The organism is Shewanella sp. c952 (genome assembly GCF_019654975.1).
In the GTDB taxonomy this organism is placed as follows: Bacteria; Pseudomonadota; Gammaproteobacteria; order Enterobacterales; family Shewanellaceae; genus Shewanella.
This window is the reverse complement of sequence record NZ_BPEW01000001.1, coordinates 1-19,110: the sequence shown is the minus strand read 5'-3', so window position 1 is coordinate 19,110 and position 19,110 is coordinate 1. Positions and strand designations below refer to the sequence as shown.

15 protein-coding genes and 1 rRNA gene are annotated in these 19,110 nt (G+C 43.7%); 9 read left to right on the top strand and 7 right to left on the bottom strand.

Translation table 11 applies throughout. The features are described from left to right. Nucleotides 1-40 precede the first annotated feature (40 nt). The 6 genes from lpdA to ampD all read right to left on the bottom strand — a co-directional run bounded on the left by lpdA (nt 41) and on the right by ampD (nt 8,808). Nucleotides 41-1,471 carry a dihydrolipoyl dehydrogenase gene (gene lpdA, locus K5R16_RS00080; RefSeq protein ID WP_220735514.1) on the bottom strand — a complete coding sequence of 477 codons (1,431 nt, stop codon included), beginning with the start codon at nt 1,469-1,471 and terminating at the stop codon, nt 41-43. Between the two features lie 160 nt (nt 1,472-1,631). Then, entirely contained in the window at nt 1,632-3,575 is a 1,944-nt protein-coding gene (gene aceF / locus K5R16_RS00075; protein ID WP_220735513.1) for a dihydrolipoyllysine-residue acetyltransferase, read from the bottom strand. A 12-nt stretch (nt 3,576-3,587) separates the two neighbouring features. Continuing rightward, the gene (gene aceE, locus K5R16_RS00070) at nt 3,588-6,251 is read right to left on the bottom strand and encodes a pyruvate dehydrogenase (acetyl-transferring), homodimeric type (protein ID WP_220735512.1); all 2,664 of its coding nucleotides are present in this window, start codon (nt 6,249-6,251) and stop codon (nt 3,588-3,590) included. A gap of 68 nt (nt 6,252-6,319) precedes the next feature. Beyond that, nucleotides 6,320-7,072: a pyruvate dehydrogenase complex transcriptional repressor PdhR gene (gene pdhR, locus K5R16_RS00065; RefSeq protein ID WP_020914714.1), complete on the bottom strand. Its 753-nt coding sequence runs from the start codon at nt 7,070-7,072 to the stop codon at nt 6,320-6,322. 295 nt (nt 7,073-7,367) lie between these two features. Beyond that, a complete protein-coding gene (ampE, locus tag K5R16_RS00060) occupies nt 7,368-8,219 on the bottom strand; it encodes a beta-lactamase regulator AmpE (RefSeq protein ID WP_220735511.1) in 852 nt (283 codons plus the stop codon). 46 nt (nt 8,220-8,265) lie between these two features. After that, nucleotides 8,266-8,808: a 1,6-anhydro-N-acetylmuramyl-L-alanine amidase AmpD gene (ampD, locus tag K5R16_RS00055; RefSeq protein WP_220735510.1), complete on the bottom strand. Its 543-nt coding sequence runs from the start codon at nt 8,806-8,808 to the stop codon at nt 8,266-8,268. A gap of 198 nt (nt 8,809-9,006) precedes the next feature. On the opposite strand from ampD, the gene nadC reads away from it, so the two are divergent. The 9 genes from nadC (at nt 9,007) to mutT (ending at nt 18,226) form a co-directional block, all read left to right on the top strand. After that, the gene (gene nadC / locus K5R16_RS00050; RefSeq protein ID WP_220735509.1) at nt 9,007-9,891 is read left to right on the top strand and encodes a carboxylating nicotinate-nucleotide diphosphorylase; all 885 of its coding nucleotides are present in this window, start codon (nt 9,007-9,009) and stop codon (nt 9,889-9,891) included. 1,460 nt (nt 9,892-11,351) lie between these two features. Beyond that, complete coding sequence (locus K5R16_RS22600; RefSeq protein ID WP_308440773.1) at nt 11,352-11,777, top strand: prepilin-type N-terminal cleavage/methylation domain-containing protein; 426 nt, start codon at nt 11,352-11,354, stop codon at nt 11,775-11,777. A gap of 115 nt (nt 11,778-11,892) precedes the next feature. Beyond that, nucleotides 11,893-13,599, top strand: coding sequence for a type IV-A pilus assembly ATPase PilB (gene pilB / locus K5R16_RS00040; RefSeq protein ID WP_220735508.1), 1,707 nt, complete (start codon nt 11,893-11,895; stop codon nt 13,597-13,599). 39 nt (nt 13,600-13,638) lie between these two features. Further along, on the top strand, nt 13,639-14,910 hold the full coding sequence (locus K5R16_RS00035) for a type II secretion system F family protein (protein ID WP_220735507.1): 1,272 nt from the start codon (nt 13,639-13,641) through the stop codon (nt 14,908-14,910). A 55-nt stretch (nt 14,911-14,965) separates the two neighbouring features. After that, nucleotides 14,966-15,877 carry an A24 family peptidase gene (locus tag K5R16_RS00030; protein ID WP_220735506.1) on the top strand — a complete coding sequence of 304 codons (912 nt, stop codon included), beginning with the start codon at nt 14,966-14,968 and terminating at the stop codon, nt 15,875-15,877. Nucleotides 15,878-16,200: 323 nt separating this feature from the next. Then, a complete protein-coding gene (gene coaE / locus K5R16_RS00025; RefSeq protein ID WP_220735505.1) occupies nt 16,201-16,806 on the top strand; it encodes a dephospho-CoA kinase in 606 nt (201 codons plus the stop codon). An 8-nt stretch (nt 16,807-16,814) separates the two neighbouring features. Continuing rightward, nucleotides 16,815-17,549, top strand: coding sequence for a cell division protein ZapD (zapD, locus tag K5R16_RS00020; RefSeq protein ID WP_220735504.1), 735 nt, complete (start codon nt 16,815-16,817; stop codon nt 17,547-17,549). A gap of 48 nt (nt 17,550-17,597) precedes the next feature. Continuing rightward, the gene (gene yacG / locus K5R16_RS00015; protein ID WP_220735503.1) at nt 17,598-17,834 is read left to right on the top strand and encodes a DNA gyrase inhibitor YacG; all 237 of its coding nucleotides are present in this window, start codon (nt 17,598-17,600) and stop codon (nt 17,832-17,834) included. Beyond that, nucleotides 17,831-18,226 carry an 8-oxo-dGTP diphosphatase MutT gene (mutT, locus tag K5R16_RS00010; protein ID WP_220735502.1) on the top strand — a complete coding sequence of 132 codons (396 nt, stop codon included), beginning with the start codon at nt 17,831-17,833 and terminating at the stop codon, nt 18,224-18,226. The genes yacG and mutT overlap by 4 nt, the downstream gene beginning before the upstream one ends. 609 nt (nt 18,227-18,835) lie before the next feature. Here the strand turns inward: mutT and rrf are convergent. Then, nucleotides 18,836-18,951, bottom strand: a 5S ribosomal RNA gene (gene rrf, locus K5R16_RS00005). Between the last annotated feature and the right edge of the window lie 159 nt (nt 18,952-19,110).

Genomic DNA, 19,110 nt, shown 5'->3' with positions numbered 1-19,110 from the left:
AAAAAGCGCTCAAATGAGCGCTTAATTTATTAGAAAAATCTTACTTTTTCTTTTTCTTTGCCTTTGGGTTAGGCAAATCAGTAATAGAGCCTTCGTACATCTCGGCAGCAAGACCCACTGACTCATGTAATGTAGGATGAGCATGAATGGTCAATGCTAAGTCTTCAGCATCACAACCCATTTCAATTGCTAGGCCAATTTCACCTAATAATTCGCCACCATTAACACCAACAATAGCACCACCAATTACGCGATGAGTCTCTTTGTCGAAGATAAGCTTAGTCATACCTTCGCTCGCATCTGATGCGATAGCGCGGCCACTTGCAGCCCAAGGGAAAGTTGCAGTTTCGTAAGATACACCCTGCTCTTTCGCTTCTTTCTCAGTTAGGCCAACCCACGCAACTTCAGGGTCAGTGTAAGCAATTGATGGAATGACTTTAGGGTCGAAGAAATGCTTAAGACCAGAAATAACTTCAGCAGCAACATGACCTTCATGCACACCTTTGTGTGCAAGCATCGGCTGACCAACAATGTCACCAATCGCGAAGATGTTAGCAACGTTAGTGCGCATTTGCTTGTCAACATTAATGAAACCACGCTCATCAACATTAACACCCGCTTTTTCAGCATCTAGGCCTTTGCCATTTGGCGTACGACCAATAGCAACAAGAACGGCATCATAACGAACAGGTTCAGCTGGTGCCTTCTTGCCTTCCATTGTGACGTAAATGCCATCTTCTTTAGCTTCAACTGCGGTCACTTTAGTTTGCAAAATTAAGTTAAACTTCTTCTTAATTTGCTTAGTAAAGGTACGTACAACGTCTTTATCTGCTGCAGGAATAACTTGATCGAACATCTCTACAACGTCGATTTCACTTCCTAGAGACGAGTACACAGTCCCCATTTCTAGACCGATAATGCCGCCGCCCATAACAAGTAACTTACCAGGAACTTCTTTAAGCTCTAGCGCGTCAGTAGAATCCCAAATGCGTGGATCTTCATGTGGAATGAATGGCAGTTGGATTGGGCGTGAACCTGCTGCAATAATTGCTTGCTCAAAGTGGACAACTTTAACGCCATCTTCACCTTGAACTTCTAGCGTGTTAGGGCCAGTGAACTTACCTAGGCCATTAACAACATCAACTTTACGCATTTTAGACATTCCGCCTAATCCGCCTGTAAGCTGACCAATTACTTTTTCTTTAAAGCCACGAAGCTTATCAAGGTCAATCTTTGGCTCACCAAAAACGACACCGTGATCGGCAACAGCTTTTGCTTCTTCAATCACTTTAGAAACATGAAGCAATGCTTTAGATGGGATACAACCAACGTTCAAACAAACGCCGCCCAATGTGCTGAAGCGTTCAACGATGACAGTATCTAGACCTAGATCTGCAGCACGGAATGCCGCTGAATAGCCCGCAGGGCCTGCGCCTAGTACAACTACCTGAGTTTTGATTTCGTTACTCATGTTTTCCTCTATTCTTTTTATTTCGTTGGCGGAAGCACCGTCTCAACGATAAAGTGTGGCCAAATCTTGTAAGGTGGCCGCATTTTAACCTTTGTTTGATACTGATCACAATCCTAGTCGTAACAGAAAAAAGGCTGCTCAACATGAGCAGCCTTTAACTTTACAAAATAAGCGTGCGAATATCACTGAGGATGCTTGAAAGCGTGACACTGAATCGCGCCGCCATCGCACCATCGATAACACGGTGATCGTAAGATAATGACAGTGGCAGCATTAACTTAGGCTCAAAGTCTTTACCATTCCACTTCGGCTTAATTTCAGATTTAGACACACCCAAAATAGCCACGTCAGGATAGTTAACGATAGGCGTAAATGCCGTACCACCAATACCACCTAAACTTGAGATAGTGAAACAGCTGCCCTGCATATCGGCAGACTTAAGCTTGCCATCACGAGCACGAACTGAGATGTCCATGAGCTCACGTGAAAGCTCCACAATGCCTTTCTTATCAACATCACGAACCACTGGAACCATTAGGCCATTTGGCGTATCAACCGCTACACCGATATGGAAGTACTTCTTCTGGATCAATGATTCGCCATCAGCACTTAAGCTTGAGTTAAATACAGGGAACTCAGCGAGTGCTTTGGCTACGGCTTTCATCATAAATACTAACGGCGTGATCTTATAATCCGCTTTCTTCTTGGCAGCCACTGCATTTTGATCTTTACGGAATGCTTCAAGCTCAGTGATATCAGCTTCATCAAACTGCGTTACATGGGGAATGGTTACCCAGTTGCGGTGCAAGTTCGGGCCTGAAATCTTCTGAATACGGCTTAGCGGCACCTCTTCAACTTCACCAAATTTAGCGAAATCAACTTTTGGTGCAGCAATCACATTCAAGCCACCAGCGCCACCAGCAACTGCTGTTGCTGCAGATGCTTTAGGTCGGCTCAGCTCATACTTAATAAAGGCTTGAACGTCTTCTTTAAGAATACGTCCTTTACGGCCAGTACCTTTAACCAGCGTCAGGTCAGCACCAAACTCACGCGCTAAACGGCGTACAGCAGGTGACGCATGTACCGCACCAGTCTTAGGTTGGCTACCCGCACTCGGGTGATGTGGTACAGGAGGCTTACTTACTGCCGGCGCAGCAACAGGAGCTGGCGCACTCGCTACTGGAGCGGGTGCTGGCGCAGCAACTGGAGCTGCTGAAACAGTTTCAATAGTAGCAATAACACTACCTTGAGAAACTTTATCACCAAGCTTCACAGTCAAACCAAGGATTTTACCGGCAAAAGGTGCAGGTACTTCCATGGTCGCTTTGTCAGTCTCTAGCGTGATGAGCCCTTGATCAAGCGTCACTTCATCGCCAACGGCGACAAGTACTTCAATCACGTCTACATCAGATGCATCGCCGATATCAGGCACTGCAATCTCTTGCACTGCACTCACACTCGCCGTTGGAGCTGCAGCAACTGGAGCGTCTGTCGCAGCAACAGGCGCTAATGCAGGAGCGGCATCGCCAACTTCAAGCATCAATACCAAAGAACCCATAGACACTTTATCGCCAACATTGACTTTAAGCTCTTTAACGATACCCGCTGAAGGTGCAGGCACCTCCATGGTCGCTTTGTCTGTTTCTAAGGTAATTAAGCCTGTGTCTGCTTCAATCTTATCGCCCACAGCAACCAAGACTTCAATCACATCAACATCACTTGCATCACCAATATCAGGCACATTGATCTCAATAACCTTAGTGCCACCTGCGACGGGTGCCGCTGCAACAACAGGTGCTGGCGCTGCGACTGGAGCCGTTGGAGCAGGCGCTGATGCAGCAGCCGCAACTGGAGCTGGTTCGCTCGCAGCAGCTGACATCATCGCAATCAACTTACCTTCTGATATGGTATCGCCTACAGCGACTTTAAGCTCACTCAGTACACCAGCAAAAGGTGCAGGAATATCCATAGTCGCTTTGTCGCTTTCAACCGTGATGATTGACTCTTCTGCTGCAAGCGTATCGCCTACAGCAACACAGATTTCGATAACCTGAACTTCATCACCACCGATATCAGGAACCAAAACTTCTTTTAATTCAGCCATTTTGTTTCCCTCTTACGCGTACTGTGGATTAATCTTGTCAACGTCGATACCATACTCTTTGATGGCTTTAGTTAGCACATCAACAGGTAGCTCGTTACGGTCAACAAGGGCTTTCAAAGAAGCGATAACAATGAACTTAGCGTCAACTTCAAAGTGATGACGTAGGTTTTCGCGGCTGTCACTGCGGCCGAAACCGTCAGTACCCAACACTTTATAATCTGTTGGGATATAAGCACGTAACTGCTCACCATAAATCTTCATGTAGTCTGTCGCCACAATAGCTGGCGAATCTTTTGACAACACTTCACTGATGTAAGGTACTTTTGGTGTTTCAGTTGGGTGCAGCATGTTGTAACGCTCTGCAGCCTGACCATCACGTGTTAGCTCGTTAAAGCTAGTCACGCTGAATACGTCAGTGGTGATACCAAAATCTTTTGATAGTGCAATTGCCGCTTTGCGAACTTGCTCTAAGATTGTGCCACTACCCATCAATTGAACTGAGCCTTTACCGCTACCCTGTAGAGTTTCAAGCTTGTAGATACCTTTAACGATACCCTCTTCAGCGCCTTCTGGCATTGCTGGCTGCTCGTAGTTCTCGTTCATGGTCGTTAGGTAGTAGAAAACATCTTCCTGCTCACCGTACATACGACGAATACCGTCTTGTACTACAACCGCAATTTCGTAACCGTAAGTTGGGTCGTAAGAGATACAGTTTGGAATAGTGTTAGCCAATACATGACTGTGACCATCTTGATGCTGTAGACCTTCACCGTTTAGTGTTGTACGACCTGATGTACCACCAACCATAAAGCCACGAGCACGCATATCGCCTGCTGCCCATGCCATGTCACCAATACGTTGGAAACCAAACATTGAGTAGTAGATATAGAACGGGATCATTGGGGTATCGTTAACTGAGTAACTAGTTGCCGCAGCGACCCAAGATGACATTGCACCTAACTCGTTGATACCTTCTTGCAATACCTGACCGCTCTTATCTTCACGGTAGTAAGCAACTTGATCTGAATCTTGTGGCTCGTACTTTTGCCCTTCGTGAGCGTAAATACCCACTTGACGGAACAGACCTTCCATACCAAAGGTACGTGCTTCATCAGGAATAATCGGTACGATTTGCTTACCAATTTTCTTATCTTTAAGCAGTGCAGTCAAAATACGCACAAATGACATAGTACTTGAGATTTGACGACCGTTTGAACCCTTTAGCACTGAGTCAAAGATCTTCAATGATGGGACTTCGAGCTCTTGTGAGAACTTCTCACGACGTGCAGGCATTGCACCATGTAGCTCTGCGCGACGCGCTTTTAGATACTGAACTTCTTCAGAGTCAGCACCAGGATGATAGAAAGGAATATCTTCTAGCTGATCATCACTGATTGGGATATTGAAACGATCGCGGAAGTACTTAAGTGACTCAACACCCATCTTCTTCACGTTGTGAGCGATGTTCTTACCTTCGCCCGCATCACCCATACCGTAACCTTTAACTGTTTTAGCTAGGATTACTGTTGGGCGGCCTTTAGTGTTTTTAGCATGCTGTAGTGCAGCAAAAATCTTAACTGGATCATGACCGCCACGATTTAGACGCCAAATGTCATCATCTGACATGTTAGCCACCATTTCGGCAGTTTCAGGATACTTACCAAAGAAGTGCTCACGTGTGTAAGCGCCACCTTTAGCTTTACAGTTCTGGTATTCACCATCAACGGTTTCTTCCATCAACTGTAATAACTTGCCGCTAGTATCGCGTGCAAGTAGTGGATCCCAGTAACGACCCCAAATAACTTTAACTGCTTCCCAGCCTGCGCCGCGGAATTCGCCTTCAAGTTCTTGGATAATCTTACCATTACCACGTACAGGGCCATCGAGGCGCTGTAAGTTACAGTTAACGATAAAGCATAAGTTATCTAACTCTTCACGAGCAGCAAGACCGATAGCGCCTAGTGTTTCAGGCTCATCACACTCACCATCACCAAGGAAACAGTAAACCGTTTGCTCAGAGCAATCTTTAATACCACGATCGGTAAGGTACTTAAGGAAACGTGCTTGGTAGATAGCTTGGATAGGACCAAGACCCATAGATACCGTTGGGAACTGCCAGTAATCAGGCATCAACTTAGGATGTGGGTATGAAGGTAGACCTTTACCATCAACTTCTTGACGGAAATTGTTCATCTGATCTTCAGTCAAACGTCCTTCAAGGAAAGAGCGCGAGTAAATACCCGGTGCAATATGGCCCTGGAAGTAAACCAAATCGCCGCCGTCTTTTTCATTTGGACCGCGGAAGAAGTGGTTAAAACAAACGTCATAAATGGTTGCACTCGATGCAAAGCTAGAGATGTGACCACCTAGCTCTAGATCTTTCTTAGAACCACGCAAAACCATAGCCAATGCATTCCAACGAACGATAGCGCGAATACGACGCTCCATCTCTTGGTTACCTGGCATATGAGGCTCTTGGCCTGAAGGGATTGTGTTCAAATAAGCGGTAGTCGCTTTATAAGGTAGGTGAGTACCATTACGACGGGCTTTATCAATCAACTTCTCTAGTAGATAGTGCGCACGTTCAGGGCCTTCTTGCTCTAATACCGCTTGCAGTGAATCTACCCATTCCTGAGTTTCTAGTGGATCTAAATCTTGTAGCATATGTTCAGACATGACGCTGTCCTTCCCTATATACATTAATAATAAATGAAAAATATGGATAAAACGGTGTTGGCTTGTGCCTAATCACCGCTCTTTAAACGGCGCAGACTACGCTGCAACCGGCTATCTTCTTCCCTTACAGACAACATGACCTCTTCAATGTAACTTAAGTGTTCATTGGAGGCCTCTCTTGCTGCTTCTGGGTCACGACGTACGATGGCAGCAAGCAAAGCTCGTCTGTGATCGTTTGCCATGGTAGAGGCTTCTTCGCGTCGGCTTAAAAGCTCTAAGTTCTGTGCCACGTTTTTATGCAGCACAGGAGATAAACTTAAAACAAGATGTAGCATCGCCACATTATGTGATGCTTCTGCGACTGCACGGTAAAAACGCACAATCGCATTCGCTTGATTTTCAACACCTGTCGCCGCTTCTACTTCGAGTATGGTGCGCTTGATATTTTGCATATCGGCATCATTACCACGCAATGCAGCAAAATAGGCCATCATGCCTTCAGTAGCATGACGAAACTCAAGTAAGTCATACTGACTTTCAGAGTCTGAATGCATGAGCTCAACGATAGGGTCGGCAAGACTTTGCCAAAGTTGTTCTTTTACATAGGTACCGCCACCTTGGCGGCGCATCAACAAGCCTTTTGCTTCTAGCTTTTGAATAGCTTCACGCAAAGAGGGGCGTGACACTTCAAACTGCAGCGCCAATTCACGCTCAGGTGGAAGCTTCTGTCCTGGTTGAATACTACCTTCCAGAATCATCTGTTCCAACTGGCCCATAATGACGTCAGATATTTTTGGCTGGTTTATTTTGCTATAAGCCATGTGGCCCTCAGCTCCTATTGTAAATTGGTCTTACCAATTTAATTGACTGAGCGCACTTTATCAAATCACACTTTAGAAGTCTAGTTAGTGATCTGCATCATATCCATGCGCGATGTGTGAGCATAGCTGATTTTTTTCAACAAGGGGTCAGACCAATGTTCCAATTGATATGTTTATCGTTGAAAAGTATCTTAACAGCCTGCATTGGTATTGATTAAAAAATCTAACGATACAAAAAGAGGGTCGCTTGCTACAGCAGACCCTCACATTAGGTTTGAGCATTTGTTGTAATGAATTAACTCACCACGCCAAAAATTGTCATCAGCGACAGCACAGTAATCAGTAGGATAAAGTTACGCTTACTCAGCTGTAAAAGTGCAATCGTCGACTGCACACATACTGGCGCAGAGGAAGCTTCAGGTAGCTCCTCCGCTTCAATAGCGACGGTCGTAATAATATCTCGAGCCTGTGCCTTAGGATTAAACGCTAAACCAACCCAAGATGAAATAGACTGCCTAAACTGACCACTCAGTACATAACCAAATGCAAAAATACGGCTTGGGATCCAATCGAGTATAAATAACAGGGTATCGACCAACGGCAGTGAAAGCTCGCGCTTACGATTATCTTCACTATAAAAGCGCACTGTACAATAAAGCACTGCGCCAACGGGTCCGAGAATGATTAGGTATAAGGCGATTGCGCCATAATAACGATAGTTGATCCAAGCAACACTCTGACCAACATGTTCACCCAGCTCCTGCTCAGTCACAGACTCAAGGCATTTGCTAGAGTCTAACTCGGCTGCATAGTTAAAACATGCTTGAGAATCACCACGGCATGCCGCTTGAATATAACGCTTAAAAGCTTGTCTCTGCTGGTTATGGCTAAAACACAAGACAGCCACTGCAACCCATAAAACTAGACTTACCGCTCCCCAGACCATGCCAGATACAAACCAAGAGGCGATATTGATCGACAATGCTGGTAATAGTAGCGCTAATGCCATCATCAACGTCGAACGCACTTGTTTATCACCAAATAGCGCCTGATGATACTTAGCCAATAGCACATCAAATTGCCAAGCATCGGGCAATAAGCGCATCCGCTCAACGAAAATTGCGATTAATAACGAAAATAAAGCCATCGGTATTCCATCCTCTATCTTCTAACTCAAAACGATTTTAGCAGTGTTAAAGCAATCCTTTAAAGCGCTGCCAATCAAAACTATCACCAGGATCAGTTTTTCGTCCCGGTGCTATATCACAATGACCCACAATCCTGTCAGACGTTAACGCCGGATAATGAGCAATCAAAGTACTGGTCAATTCAGCTAAGCAGGCATACTGCTCATCGGTGTAGTCGATATCATCAGTGCCTTCAAGCTCAACACCCAAGGCAAAATCATTACAACCCGTTCTACCATCAAATACAGACACACCTGCATGCCAAGCTCTATCATCACACGACACATACTGAACCAGCTCGCCGTCACGTCGAATAAGAAAATGCGCCGAAACTTCTAAGCCATCCAAGTCTTTAAAACTGGGATCTGCAGTAACATCTAAACAACCTTGGAACAGTTGATCAATGTAAGGCAAACCAAAGCAACCCGCTGGCAAACTAATGTTGTGCACAACTAACAAACTAACTTCTTTTAACGGCCGCAGATTAAAATGGGGCGATAAACAAAAGCGCGCTTGGGTGAACCAGCCATCAATAACAGTGAATGACAATTTAAGCCTATAAATCTATATAGATAGTAGTGCCACTTTATCAGGTTTAACCCGATGAATATAGCCGATGTCTGATCGTAAACAAGCCCATAGATTTAAAACATTAAAATCGATAATTCTAGGCTTTATGTTAAGATAAACTCCATATAAAATTACCCGCAAACTATGACGACTTAAAGTCAGTAAGGACAGCCCATCATGCTTGAAAATGACATTCGACTCTCAGTCAAAGCCGCACTTGACGAAGATTTAGGTCATCAAGATGCTCACTCTTCAGCTTCACTGTCACAGCGTTGCAGCGCAGATATTACCGCCCAGCTAATACCAGCAGATAGAATTGCACAAGCAACATTAATTACCCGCGAAGAGGGTGTTTTTTGTGGCAAAGCTTGGGCCGAGCAAGTGTTTAATCAACTCGGTGGCGAAGTTGCGCTGCATTGGCATGTGGATGATGGTGATTTAGTGGTACCGAATCAACTGCTGTGTGAATTAGAAGGTCCTGCACGCGCGATATTAACAGGCGAGCGTACGGCAATGAACTTCATTCAAACGCTTTCAGGCGTTGCCACGCAAACCAAGCATTACGTTGACCGTTTATCAGGGACTCATACCCAACTGTTAGATACCCGTAAAACGATTCCAGGGCTGAGAACCGCGCAAAAGTATGCGGTAACTTGTGGGGGGGGTAAAAACCATCGCATCGGGTTATTTGATGCATTCTTGATAAAAGAGAATCACATCATGGCTTGTGGCAGCATCGCCTTAGCGATTGCAGCAGCTCGAGCGCTACATGCAGACAAACCCGTTGAGGTGGAAGTAGAGAGTATCGCTGAGTTGACCCAAGCACTTGATGCAGAGTCAGATATTGTGATGTTAGATAATTTTGATGTCACCATGATGTTAGATGCAGTAAAGCTCAATAAGCAGTATAAAGCCAAAGGTATGGGCGTAAAGCTGGAAGTTTCCGGTGACGTCACGCTTGAAACAATTGCAGACTTTGCAAAAACCGGCGTCGATTATATTTCAGTTGGTGCACTGACTAAGCACGTACGAGCACTCGATCTATCTTTAAGACTTAAATAGTCATATTGAATAGCACTATTTTAGCAAAGGCTTTATTACTCATTTAAAGACTTTGCTAACTCCTCTAGCAAGTTTAATTTAGTACTCAATAAAGACTTCAATCACTGTTCATAATTCAATCACTAAGTATATCCGCACCGTGATTCAAACTAATAGGTCAATTAATTCCTCTCCGTCAGTTAAACATTTATTTCTCTTGCCCATTAACCAGTAGTAAACGCAAATAGATATCGCCGAAATAATAACCAGCCCAAAATAATTATCTATTTTTATAAAACAACCACCGTATTTAATAAGCTCACAAACCACCATAAAGATCAGTTAACAGACCATAATTAGAAAAACCAAAAACCAAAAGCCAAATCGCCATATAGAGCACTAATACATAGTTTACCTTTGCACATGCTTTGCCCCAGCAAAACGTTACGACAATGTGAACAAACAGCCCTAAGCAGTAAGCAAAGTCGCCACAATTAAGCTTGCGTGGTGCCAAGTTAGTTAGCTCACAAAAGCCAGCCTCAAAACGCATAAAAAACAACCAACAACAGTGCTAACCGAAACTGTGCTCAAGTTAACTAACAACAGCAAAAAGCTAGCTAAACATGCAAAATACTTTGAGATACTGCTTTTAGACAGCGCTAAACCATTCACTCAACTTTACGCGCCTTAAAAATGACACTACAGCATTAATCGTCAATATCGCCTATGGTGACAATATATTGCTAGAACTTTTTGACACTAAAAACACAACTTTTATATGAATTGGCCATTAGTTTGCAACTTTGTGCTCATTAGCTATTCCAATTTATTTAACTTTGTACTAAATTTGCCTGTAGCCGAGACAGGTACTAGAGACCCTCGTGCTTTATGGTTATTAATTGTACAACGCTAAGTCGATTTCAATTTGAGTTGTAGCGTTAAATCTATTCAAGGCTATATCTGAAATGGGAAGAACTGCTGAGTAAATATGTATGCTAATTAAGCAGTAGATATTTAACATGCAATATGAAGTAAAAAAGGTTTAGTTATCTCTTCAGCTTCTACAAAAGAGAGCTCTAAAATATCTATCGATACGTTGGGACTAACTTTTCAAATCGCTTGAAGGGATGGAGTATTGAACTAAGGGTTGTGCTAACTGTTGAAATAGCGATTGAACCCGCGGTTAAAATAGCTAAAGCAGCGTAAATGCTAGACCTTAGATTAATAAAAACGTAACACCAGTTAAAAATAAAGATAGACACTGACACCTTAGGTCGCGCTAAGCGTCTTATCGGGCATAAGCAGCAACTTTAATGCTTATCCCGCTGACAATTAGCTTGGGATTTGGCGACATGCTAGCGCAGGAGCATCAAGCAAGGTTGAAGCACTATTAAACTAAGTAGTGGTATGTGCATCAATATGTGACCTCAATAGATTATAGGCACATAGCACTCACTTGAAGCTTTCTAATGGAGATAGACATGAAAAACATGATGAACAAGTCACAAATGAGCAAAGCTAAGGGCTTCACCCTAATTGAATTGATGATCGTTGTTGCGATTATCGGTATTTTGGCTGCGATTGCATTGCCTGCTTACCAAGATTATATCGCAAAGGCGAATGCTACAAATGCAGTAGCCTCACTAAGTGGTTCAAAAATTAAGGTTGCTGAACGATATTCAGTAGAAGGTACAATAGATTGTAGTGCTAGAACGGCAGATGCAACTAAAGGAACTAGTGCACTGACTGCTATCCCATATTGCACAGGTACAAAAGGTGCGATAACAACCACGGTTAGTGGAATTGCAGCAACATTAACACCTAAAGTAGCTACAAATGGTGAATTAACTTGGGCATGTACACTTTCAGGAACTGGCGCTGTTGCAATTAAGAACTGTACAATATAAAACCAGTAACTAGCCACTGATAATCAGAGCAGAAGTCTATTTAAATGGGCTCTGTTCTGATATTTTAAAGCTACTATATTTATTGAAAATTTAGCAGCAACGGTTCAAGGTTATTATGCCAACTACAGGTCTTCATTTAGGTTTATCTACTCTTTTTATTCGCAAGCAATTATTAAGCGAAGAGCAAATTGCAGCAGCAATAGCTACCTCTCGTAAAAAACACTCCTCACTTGTAAGCACTATTATCGAGCAAAAACTTGTATCGGCGAGAACAATTGCTGAACTATGCTACGAAGAGTACGGCACCCCTCTGTTAGATCTCAATGAATTTGATATTGCGGCTATTCCCGATGAGTTTATTAATAAAAAGCTAATTGAGAAGCATAAATGCTTACCGCTGTTTAAGCGTGGTAACCGACTCTACATTGCCACATCGGATCCAACTAATATTGCCGCGTTAGAAGATTTCCAATTCAGCGCCGGTTTGCACGCAGAAGCGATCCTAGTTGAAGACGATAAACTAACCAAAGCACTAGAAATAGTACTTGAGGAGGATATTACCGCTCTCGATTTAAGCGCCATCGATGAAGAGGCACTCGCAGGCATTGAGGTCGCTGATACCGACAAGCGCGATGAGGAGAAAGGAGATGGTAAAGATGATGCCCCAATCGTCATCTATATTAATAAAATTCTCACCGATGCTATTCGTAAAGGCGCATCGGATCTCCATTTCGAGCCCTATGAAAAGCGCTACCGCATTCGCTTTCGTATCGACGGTATCTTACAAGAAGTTTCAGAGCCACCGGTAAATCTTTCCGGTCGTATCTCCGCACGTTTAAAAGTGATGTCAAAACTTGATATCGCAGAGCGCCGCGTACCGCAAGATGGCCGCATCAAGATGAAGATGTCGCGCACCAAATCCATCGACTTTCGTGTTAGCACCTTGCCTACCATTTGGGGCGAGAAAATAGTGATGCGTATTCTGGATTCATCTTCAGCGCAACTGGGGATTGAAAAGCTTGGCTATGAAGATGATCAAAGGTTGATGTATGAAGAGATGTTGGCCAAACCCCAAGGCATGATTCTGGTTACAGGGCCTACCGGTTCTGGTAAAACGGTATCGCTTTATACTGGCCTTAATATTCTTAACACCGCCGAGCGTAATATTTCTACCGCCGAAGATCCGGTTGAGATTAACCTTGAAGGTGTTAACCAAGTACATATTAACCTTAAAGCCGGTTTAACTTTTGCCTCAGCGCTGCGCTCTTTTCTACGCCAAGATCCTGATGTGGTAATGGTAGGTGAAATTCGTGACTTGGAAACCGCCGAAATTGCTATTAAAGCGGCACAAACCGGTCATTTAGTATTATCGACCTTGCATACCAACTCCGCTGCAGAAACCTTAACTCGCCTAATCAATATGGGCGTACCAGGCTATAACATTGCCAGCTCGGTTAACCTTATTATTGCTCAACGCCTGTCTAGGCGTCTATGCCAACACTGTAAAGCTCCAGAAGATATACCCGCTGATGAGCTGTTAAAACTTGGTTTTAGCCAGCAGCAAATAGATGCTGGTATTACCCCCTATAAGCCTGTCGGCTGTGAGCACTGCACTGCCGGTTATAAAGGGCGTGTAGGTATCTATGAGGTGATGAAGATGTCCGATGAGATTGCCCGCACCATTATGGAGGGCGGCAATTCATTGCAAATTCTTAAGCAGGCCAAGGTGCAAGGGATGCGAGATCTAAGAGATTCAGGTTTACTAAAAGTTACACAGGGCGTAACCAGTATTGCCGAGATTAATCGTGTAACCAGCTTCTAGAACAGGTGAAAACTGTGGCTTACAATAATAAGGGCACCGATGGCTATTGCAACCAGACAGTCTAAGCAAGCTAGAGACAAGAAGAAAACTCAGAAAGATCAACCTAAAGTTGTCACCTATGAATGGAAGGGTGTTAGCCGCGATGGCAGGCGCACCTCAGGTGAGTTAAGAGGTGCATCTAGCACTGAAATTCGCGCCCAGCTCAAAGCTCAAGGGGTAATCCCCAAAAACGTGCGAAAAAAGTCGGCACCGCTGTTTAAATCCGAGAAAAAAATCAAGCCCATGGATATCGCCATGGTCACTCGACAAATAGCCACCATGCTCGCGGCTGGAGTGCCGATTGTGACTACTCTTGAGTTACTGGGTAAAGGTCATGAAAAGCCCAAAATGCGCGAGTTGTTAGCCACCATAGTTAATGATGTGCAATCAGGTATTCCATTATCAGATTCCTTAAGACCCCACCGACTCTATTTTGATGATCTGTATGTTGATTTAGTTGCCGCTGGTGAGCACTCAGGCTCCTTAGATGCAGTATTTGACCGTATTGCTACTTACCGCGAAAAATCAGAAGCACTTAAATCAAAAATTAAGAAGGCGATGTTTTATCCAGCCGCCGTAGTTATTGTTGCTGTTATTGTAACTGCCTTATTACTGCTATTTGTGGTGCCTCAGTTTGAATCTATTTTTCAAGGTTTTGGTGCAGAGCTTCCAGCTTTTACTCAAATTGTTGTCAACTTATCTCGTTGGCTACAAGCCTCTTGGTATCTATTTGTTATTGCAATTATTGCTGCTATCTGGAGCTTTAAGCGAGCACACCGCAACTCACAACTATTTCGCGACAAAGTAGATATATTTCTGCTTAAAATCCCGATTGTTGGCGAGATTTTACATAAAGGCGCGATGGCAAAGTTTGCTCGCACTTTGGCGACCACCTTTGCCGCAGGTGTACCACTGATTGATGGGTTGGAATCGGCAGCAGGTGCATCAGGCAATGCGGTATATAAAAAAGCGGTACTGAATATTCGCACCGAAGTGATGTCTGGCATGCAGATGAATGTCGCTATGCGCACCACTGGACTGTTTCCCGACATGATGATCCAGATGGTGATGATTGGCGAGGAGTCTGGCTCACTGGATAATATGCTTAATAAAGTGGCCAACATCTATGAGATGCAGGTTGATGATGCAGTTGATGGCTTATCAAGCTTAATTGAACCGATTATGATGGTTGTCATAGGCACCGTGGTTGGCGGCTTAATTGTTGCCATGTATCTGCCTATCTTCCAATTAGGTGATGTTGTTGGCGGCTAATCTCCAACTCTTTGGAAACATATTTCAATAACAAAATAAGAAAATAAGAAAAATAATGACTGAATTAATAACTATATTTAACCAGAACCCTTGGTTATTTGTCTCATTGAGCTTTGTTTTTGCCGCAGTTATTGGCAGCTTTTTGAATGTGGTGGTACACCGCTTGCCAGTAATGATGAAAAGAGACTGGCAGCAGGAGTGCAATCACTACTTAGCTGAATATAAAAAAAACGTATTTGAGCAAAATGAGAAACTACTTAACGCGTCAATCGATGAGTTTCCCGAAAAATATAACTTAGTAGTGCCAGGATCAGCTTGCCCTAAGTGTAAAACCAATATCAAGCCGATGCATAACTTGCCGATTATTGGCTGGCTGATGTTACGCGGCAGATGCGCCGCTTGTAAAAACCCAATATCGGCACGCTATCCAATAGTAGAACTTATCACCGGCGCATTAGTGGCTTTTCTTGCTTGGCATTTTGGGCCGACTGCAGAGTTTGTCTTCAGCACTATTTTGACCTTTACTTTAGTGGTGCTAACAGGTATTGATCTCGATGAGATGCTACTACCGGATCAAATTACATTGCCACTTTTATGGTTAGGTCTAATCTTAAATCTAAGTGGTACATTTGTGTCGATGTCAGACGCTATAGTGGGCGCTGCGGCGGGTTACTTAAGCCTGTGGAGCGTATTCTGGGCATTTAAGCTACTAACCGGTAAGGAAGGCATGGGCTATGGCGACTTTAAGTTGCTCGCTGTATTTGGCGCATGGTTTGGCTGGCAAGTATTACCGTTAGTGATTCTACTATCTTCACTGGTCGGTGCTATTGTCGGCATTGGCTTAATTGCATTTAAAAAGCTTAATCAAGGTAATCCAATTCCCTTTGGCCCTTACATAGCTGCTGCAGGCTGGATTGCCATGATATGGGGCGAGTCGATCACCCAGTGGTATATATCGACGTTATAACGCTTCTAGGTTCTAGGTTCTAGGTTCTAGGTTCTAGGTTCTAGGTTCTAGCAAAGACGGTAAAGTGTTAAGCAAACGGCCTACAACATGTGACTTCGTCACTATGGAACGCTTCGCTTACGCTGAAAACTAGAAAAGCGACGGCATAAATGCCGACCGACTTTAAAAGAAGGTGCTAACAAAGCATAGAATCAACATCAAAAGCCAAATAGCGCTTGCTGTTGATTTCCTAGCAGGACGTAGTCCGTCCTAGCAGTGAGCTGACGAATGCCCTAACACCTAGGAGCTTCTCAGCGTTTAAAATTAATTACTTTTGAGGGGCCATGGCTGACTTCATTGTAGGTTTAACTGGCGGAATAGGCAGTGGCAAAACCACCGTCGCCAACCTTTTTGCAGATCTTGGCGTGGTATTAGTCGATGCCGACATCGTTGCCCGCGAAGTGGTGAATCCAGGTTCAGAAGGCTTAGCCGCTATCGTTGAACACTTCGGCGCAGAGATCCTGCTCAGCGATGGACATTTAGATCGCTCAATGCTCAGAGAACGTATCTTTAACAACGATGAACAACGTTTATGGTTGAATGGGTTACTGCACCCGTTAATCAGAGAAACCATGCTGAATAATTGTAAAGAAGCTCAATCAAATTATGTAATTATGGTTGTGCCCTTGCTATTTGAGAATGGGTTAGATAGGTTAGTACATCGTACGCTTTTGGTTGATATTTCACCACAGCAACAACAACAAAGAACCATGGCGAGAGATGATGTCTCCGCCAAGCAAGTCCAAAATATAATAGGCAGTCAGGCCACAAGAGCCGAGAAACTGTCAAAAGCTGATGATGTCATAGACAATCAAGGAGAGATATCGGCGTTAAAGTGTAAGGTAAACGCACTAAATTCACTTTATTTGAAGATATGCGGTAATACTTAAACAACGCCATGACTGATTTAATCTATGAACAACCGCTCAATGAAAAAATACGTAGCTATTTAAGGCTAGAGTATTTGGCTGAGCAATTACAAGCTAACCTAGATCACGATCACCAGCACCGCTGTTTTTACCCGTTATTTTCCCTATGTGAACTCACAGAGCGCTGCGATTATCGTGGTGAAGTGTTGAAAGATTTAGACAGACAGCTATTTGCACTCTCTAAATGGCAATCTCTGCCCGCGATAAATAGCGAAGAAGTTGAAACTTATATCGCTAAGCTCAGTGTAGCCAGAGAAGTACTGCAAGTATCCGAACGCCCCGGTCTACAGATAAAACAAGACCGATTTCTTGCAGCCCTCAGGCAACGCTTTAATATGCCTGGAGCAAGTTGTAATTTTGACCTACCACAACTACATTTTTGGCTAGCTAAATCATGGGAAGTTCGCCAAGCAGAGTATCAAGAGTGGATGAGTCAATTTGCTTGCCTATTATCGCCAATTAACTTGCTACTCGACTTAACCCGCCAAACCACAGAGTACAACCAGCTACAAGCAACTGCCGGTTTTTATCAAGGTGATAGTGAACAAGCGCTGTCACTCATCAGAGTTAAACTTGCTGCCGAACAGGGTTGCTATCCTACGATTAGCGGACATAAAAATAGATACGCTATCCATTTTGTACAGTTTGATAAGCAGAAACATTCAGACCAATCTATTCAGTTTGAGTTGGCAACCTGCCCCTAAAAACGCTAATATCGTGCCACTATCACTCAAGCGCTAGCTAAATCAATTATGCCTCTAACTGTAAAATGCCCAACCTGTCAAACCGAAGTCACTTGGGATGAAACCTCTAAATTTAAGCCTTTTTGTAGCGACCGCTGCAAGTTAATCGATCTGGGTGATTGGGCCGCAGAGAAGAACGCTATTCCGATTAAACCTGAATTCGATCCAGAGATGTTAGATCAACTCGGTTATGATGAAGCGGACTTTTTTATGGATGACGGCTCTATGGACGATAAAAAGCAATGAGCAAACAGATCCATGTTGCAGTAGGTGTCATTGAAAATAGTACACAGCAAATTCTATTGGCCAAACGCCACGCACACCTGCATCAAGGCGATAAGTGGGAGTTTCCTGGTGGCAAGGTGGAAAGCGGAGAAAGTACCTCACAAGCGCTAATCAGAGAGCTTAAAGAAGAGGTTGATCTTAACGTTGTAATGACGACGCCCATGATGGAGATCCACCATGACTATGGTGACAAAAAGGTGATGCTTGATATTCACTGGGTTAAAGATTTCTCAGGCACAGCCAGAGGACTAGAGGGCCAAGCTATTAAGTGGGTCGCTAAACAAGATTTGGTTAACTTTGAGTTTCCAGATGCTAATAAAACAATCGTCGATAAGATATTGGCAACAGTATAAGCTAACTTACGGATAGCGATGTTTGACTTAGACATACACTTAGAATTTATATCTCCCCAAAATACCCCTTGAATGCCAGCAAAGGCATTTAAGGATGAGTGCCGCCGGTTCCAAAAGCACCTTAACAAGCCAAATCTTTCACTTAAATTAGAGCTTTGAAATATCTACCAAAAAATGGGCTTAGATACTAATTAAGCGCCAGAAAATAACCTACTCTTTATTATCCTCGAAGCGGATACATGGGCATATCGGCCGCCCAGCTATCAGTGTCATCCGAAACACTATCGTTATATGATTAACCCGCTCAAATTACAGACGTAAAAAAACTCGTTGCGTTAGCAACTGGCTTTTTAGTATTGGGCACCTAGAAATGAAATACGACTCACACGGATGTGAGAAGTGTCGACTATACAGGAGCGTACAATCGACCCCTCGCAGTTTGCAAAGCGAACACTTGGGATGAAGAAGCCATGCTTTGCATGCTGTACATTAATGAGCATATCGGCCGCACAACTATCAGTATTACGCTAAGCGCTATCGTCAAATGATTAACGAGCTCAAGACGTAAAAAAGCCCGTTGCGTTAGCAACGGGCTTTCTCGTATTAGGCGCCTGGAAATGACCTACTCTCACATGGGGAAACCCCACACTACCATCGGCGATACTGTGTTTCACTTCTGAGTTCGGAATGGGATCAGGTGGGACCACAGCTCTATGGTTTCCAGACAAATTTGGTAAATTTAGAAAGCTGTTACTCGCTATCGCAAGTAAATATAAATTATTGAGTTAAACACACATTAAGTGCTTCTAATCTTAGTCGTAGAACCTATTAGTCTACTCATAAAACCCATCAGGGTTGTATGGTTAAGCCTCACGAGTCATTAG

What these genes read in the sequence shown, in the direction of transcription:
- lpdA (WP_220735514.1), bottom strand. Translation starts at nt 1,471, where the DNA reads ATGAGTAACGAAATCAAAACTCAGGTAGTTGTACTAGGCGCAGGCCCT.
- aceF (WP_220735513.1), bottom strand. Translation starts at nt 3,575, where the DNA reads ATGGCTGAATTAAAAGAAGTTTTGGTTCCTGATATCGGTGGTGATGAA.
- aceE (WP_220735512.1), bottom strand. Translation starts at nt 6,251, where the DNA reads ATGTCTGAACATATGCTACAAGATTTAGATCCACTAGAAACTCAGGAA.
- pdhR (WP_020914714.1), bottom strand. Translation starts at nt 7,072, where the DNA reads ATGGCTTATAGCAAAATAAACCAGCCAAAAATATCTGACGTCATTATG.
- ampE (WP_220735511.1), bottom strand. Translation starts at nt 8,219, where the DNA reads ATGGCTTTATTTTCGTTATTAATCGCAATTTTCGTTGAGCGGATGCGC.
- nadC (WP_220735509.1), top strand. Translation starts at nt 9,007, where the DNA reads ATGCTTGAAAATGACATTCGACTCTCAGTCAAAGCCGCACTTGACGAA.
- K5R16_RS22600 (WP_308440773.1), top strand. Translation starts at nt 11,352, where the DNA reads ATGAAAAACATGATGAACAAGTCACAAATGAGCAAAGCTAAGGGCTTC.
- pilB (WP_220735508.1), top strand. Translation starts at nt 11,893, where the DNA reads ATGCCAACTACAGGTCTTCATTTAGGTTTATCTACTCTTTTTATTCGC.
- K5R16_RS00035 (WP_220735507.1), top strand. Translation starts at nt 13,639, where the DNA reads ATGGCTATTGCAACCAGACAGTCTAAGCAAGCTAGAGACAAGAAGAAA.
- K5R16_RS00030 (WP_220735506.1), top strand. Translation starts at nt 14,966, where the DNA reads ATGACTGAATTAATAACTATATTTAACCAGAACCCTTGGTTATTTGTC.
- coaE (WP_220735505.1), top strand. Translation starts at nt 16,201, where the DNA reads ATGGCTGACTTCATTGTAGGTTTAACTGGCGGAATAGGCAGTGGCAAA.
- zapD (WP_220735504.1), top strand. Translation starts at nt 16,815, where the DNA reads ATGACTGATTTAATCTATGAACAACCGCTCAATGAAAAAATACGTAGC.
- yacG (WP_220735503.1), top strand. Translation starts at nt 17,598, where the DNA reads ATGCCTCTAACTGTAAAATGCCCAACCTGTCAAACCGAAGTCACTTGG.
- mutT (WP_220735502.1), top strand. Translation starts at nt 17,831, where the DNA reads ATGAGCAAACAGATCCATGTTGCAGTAGGTGTCATTGAAAATAGTACA.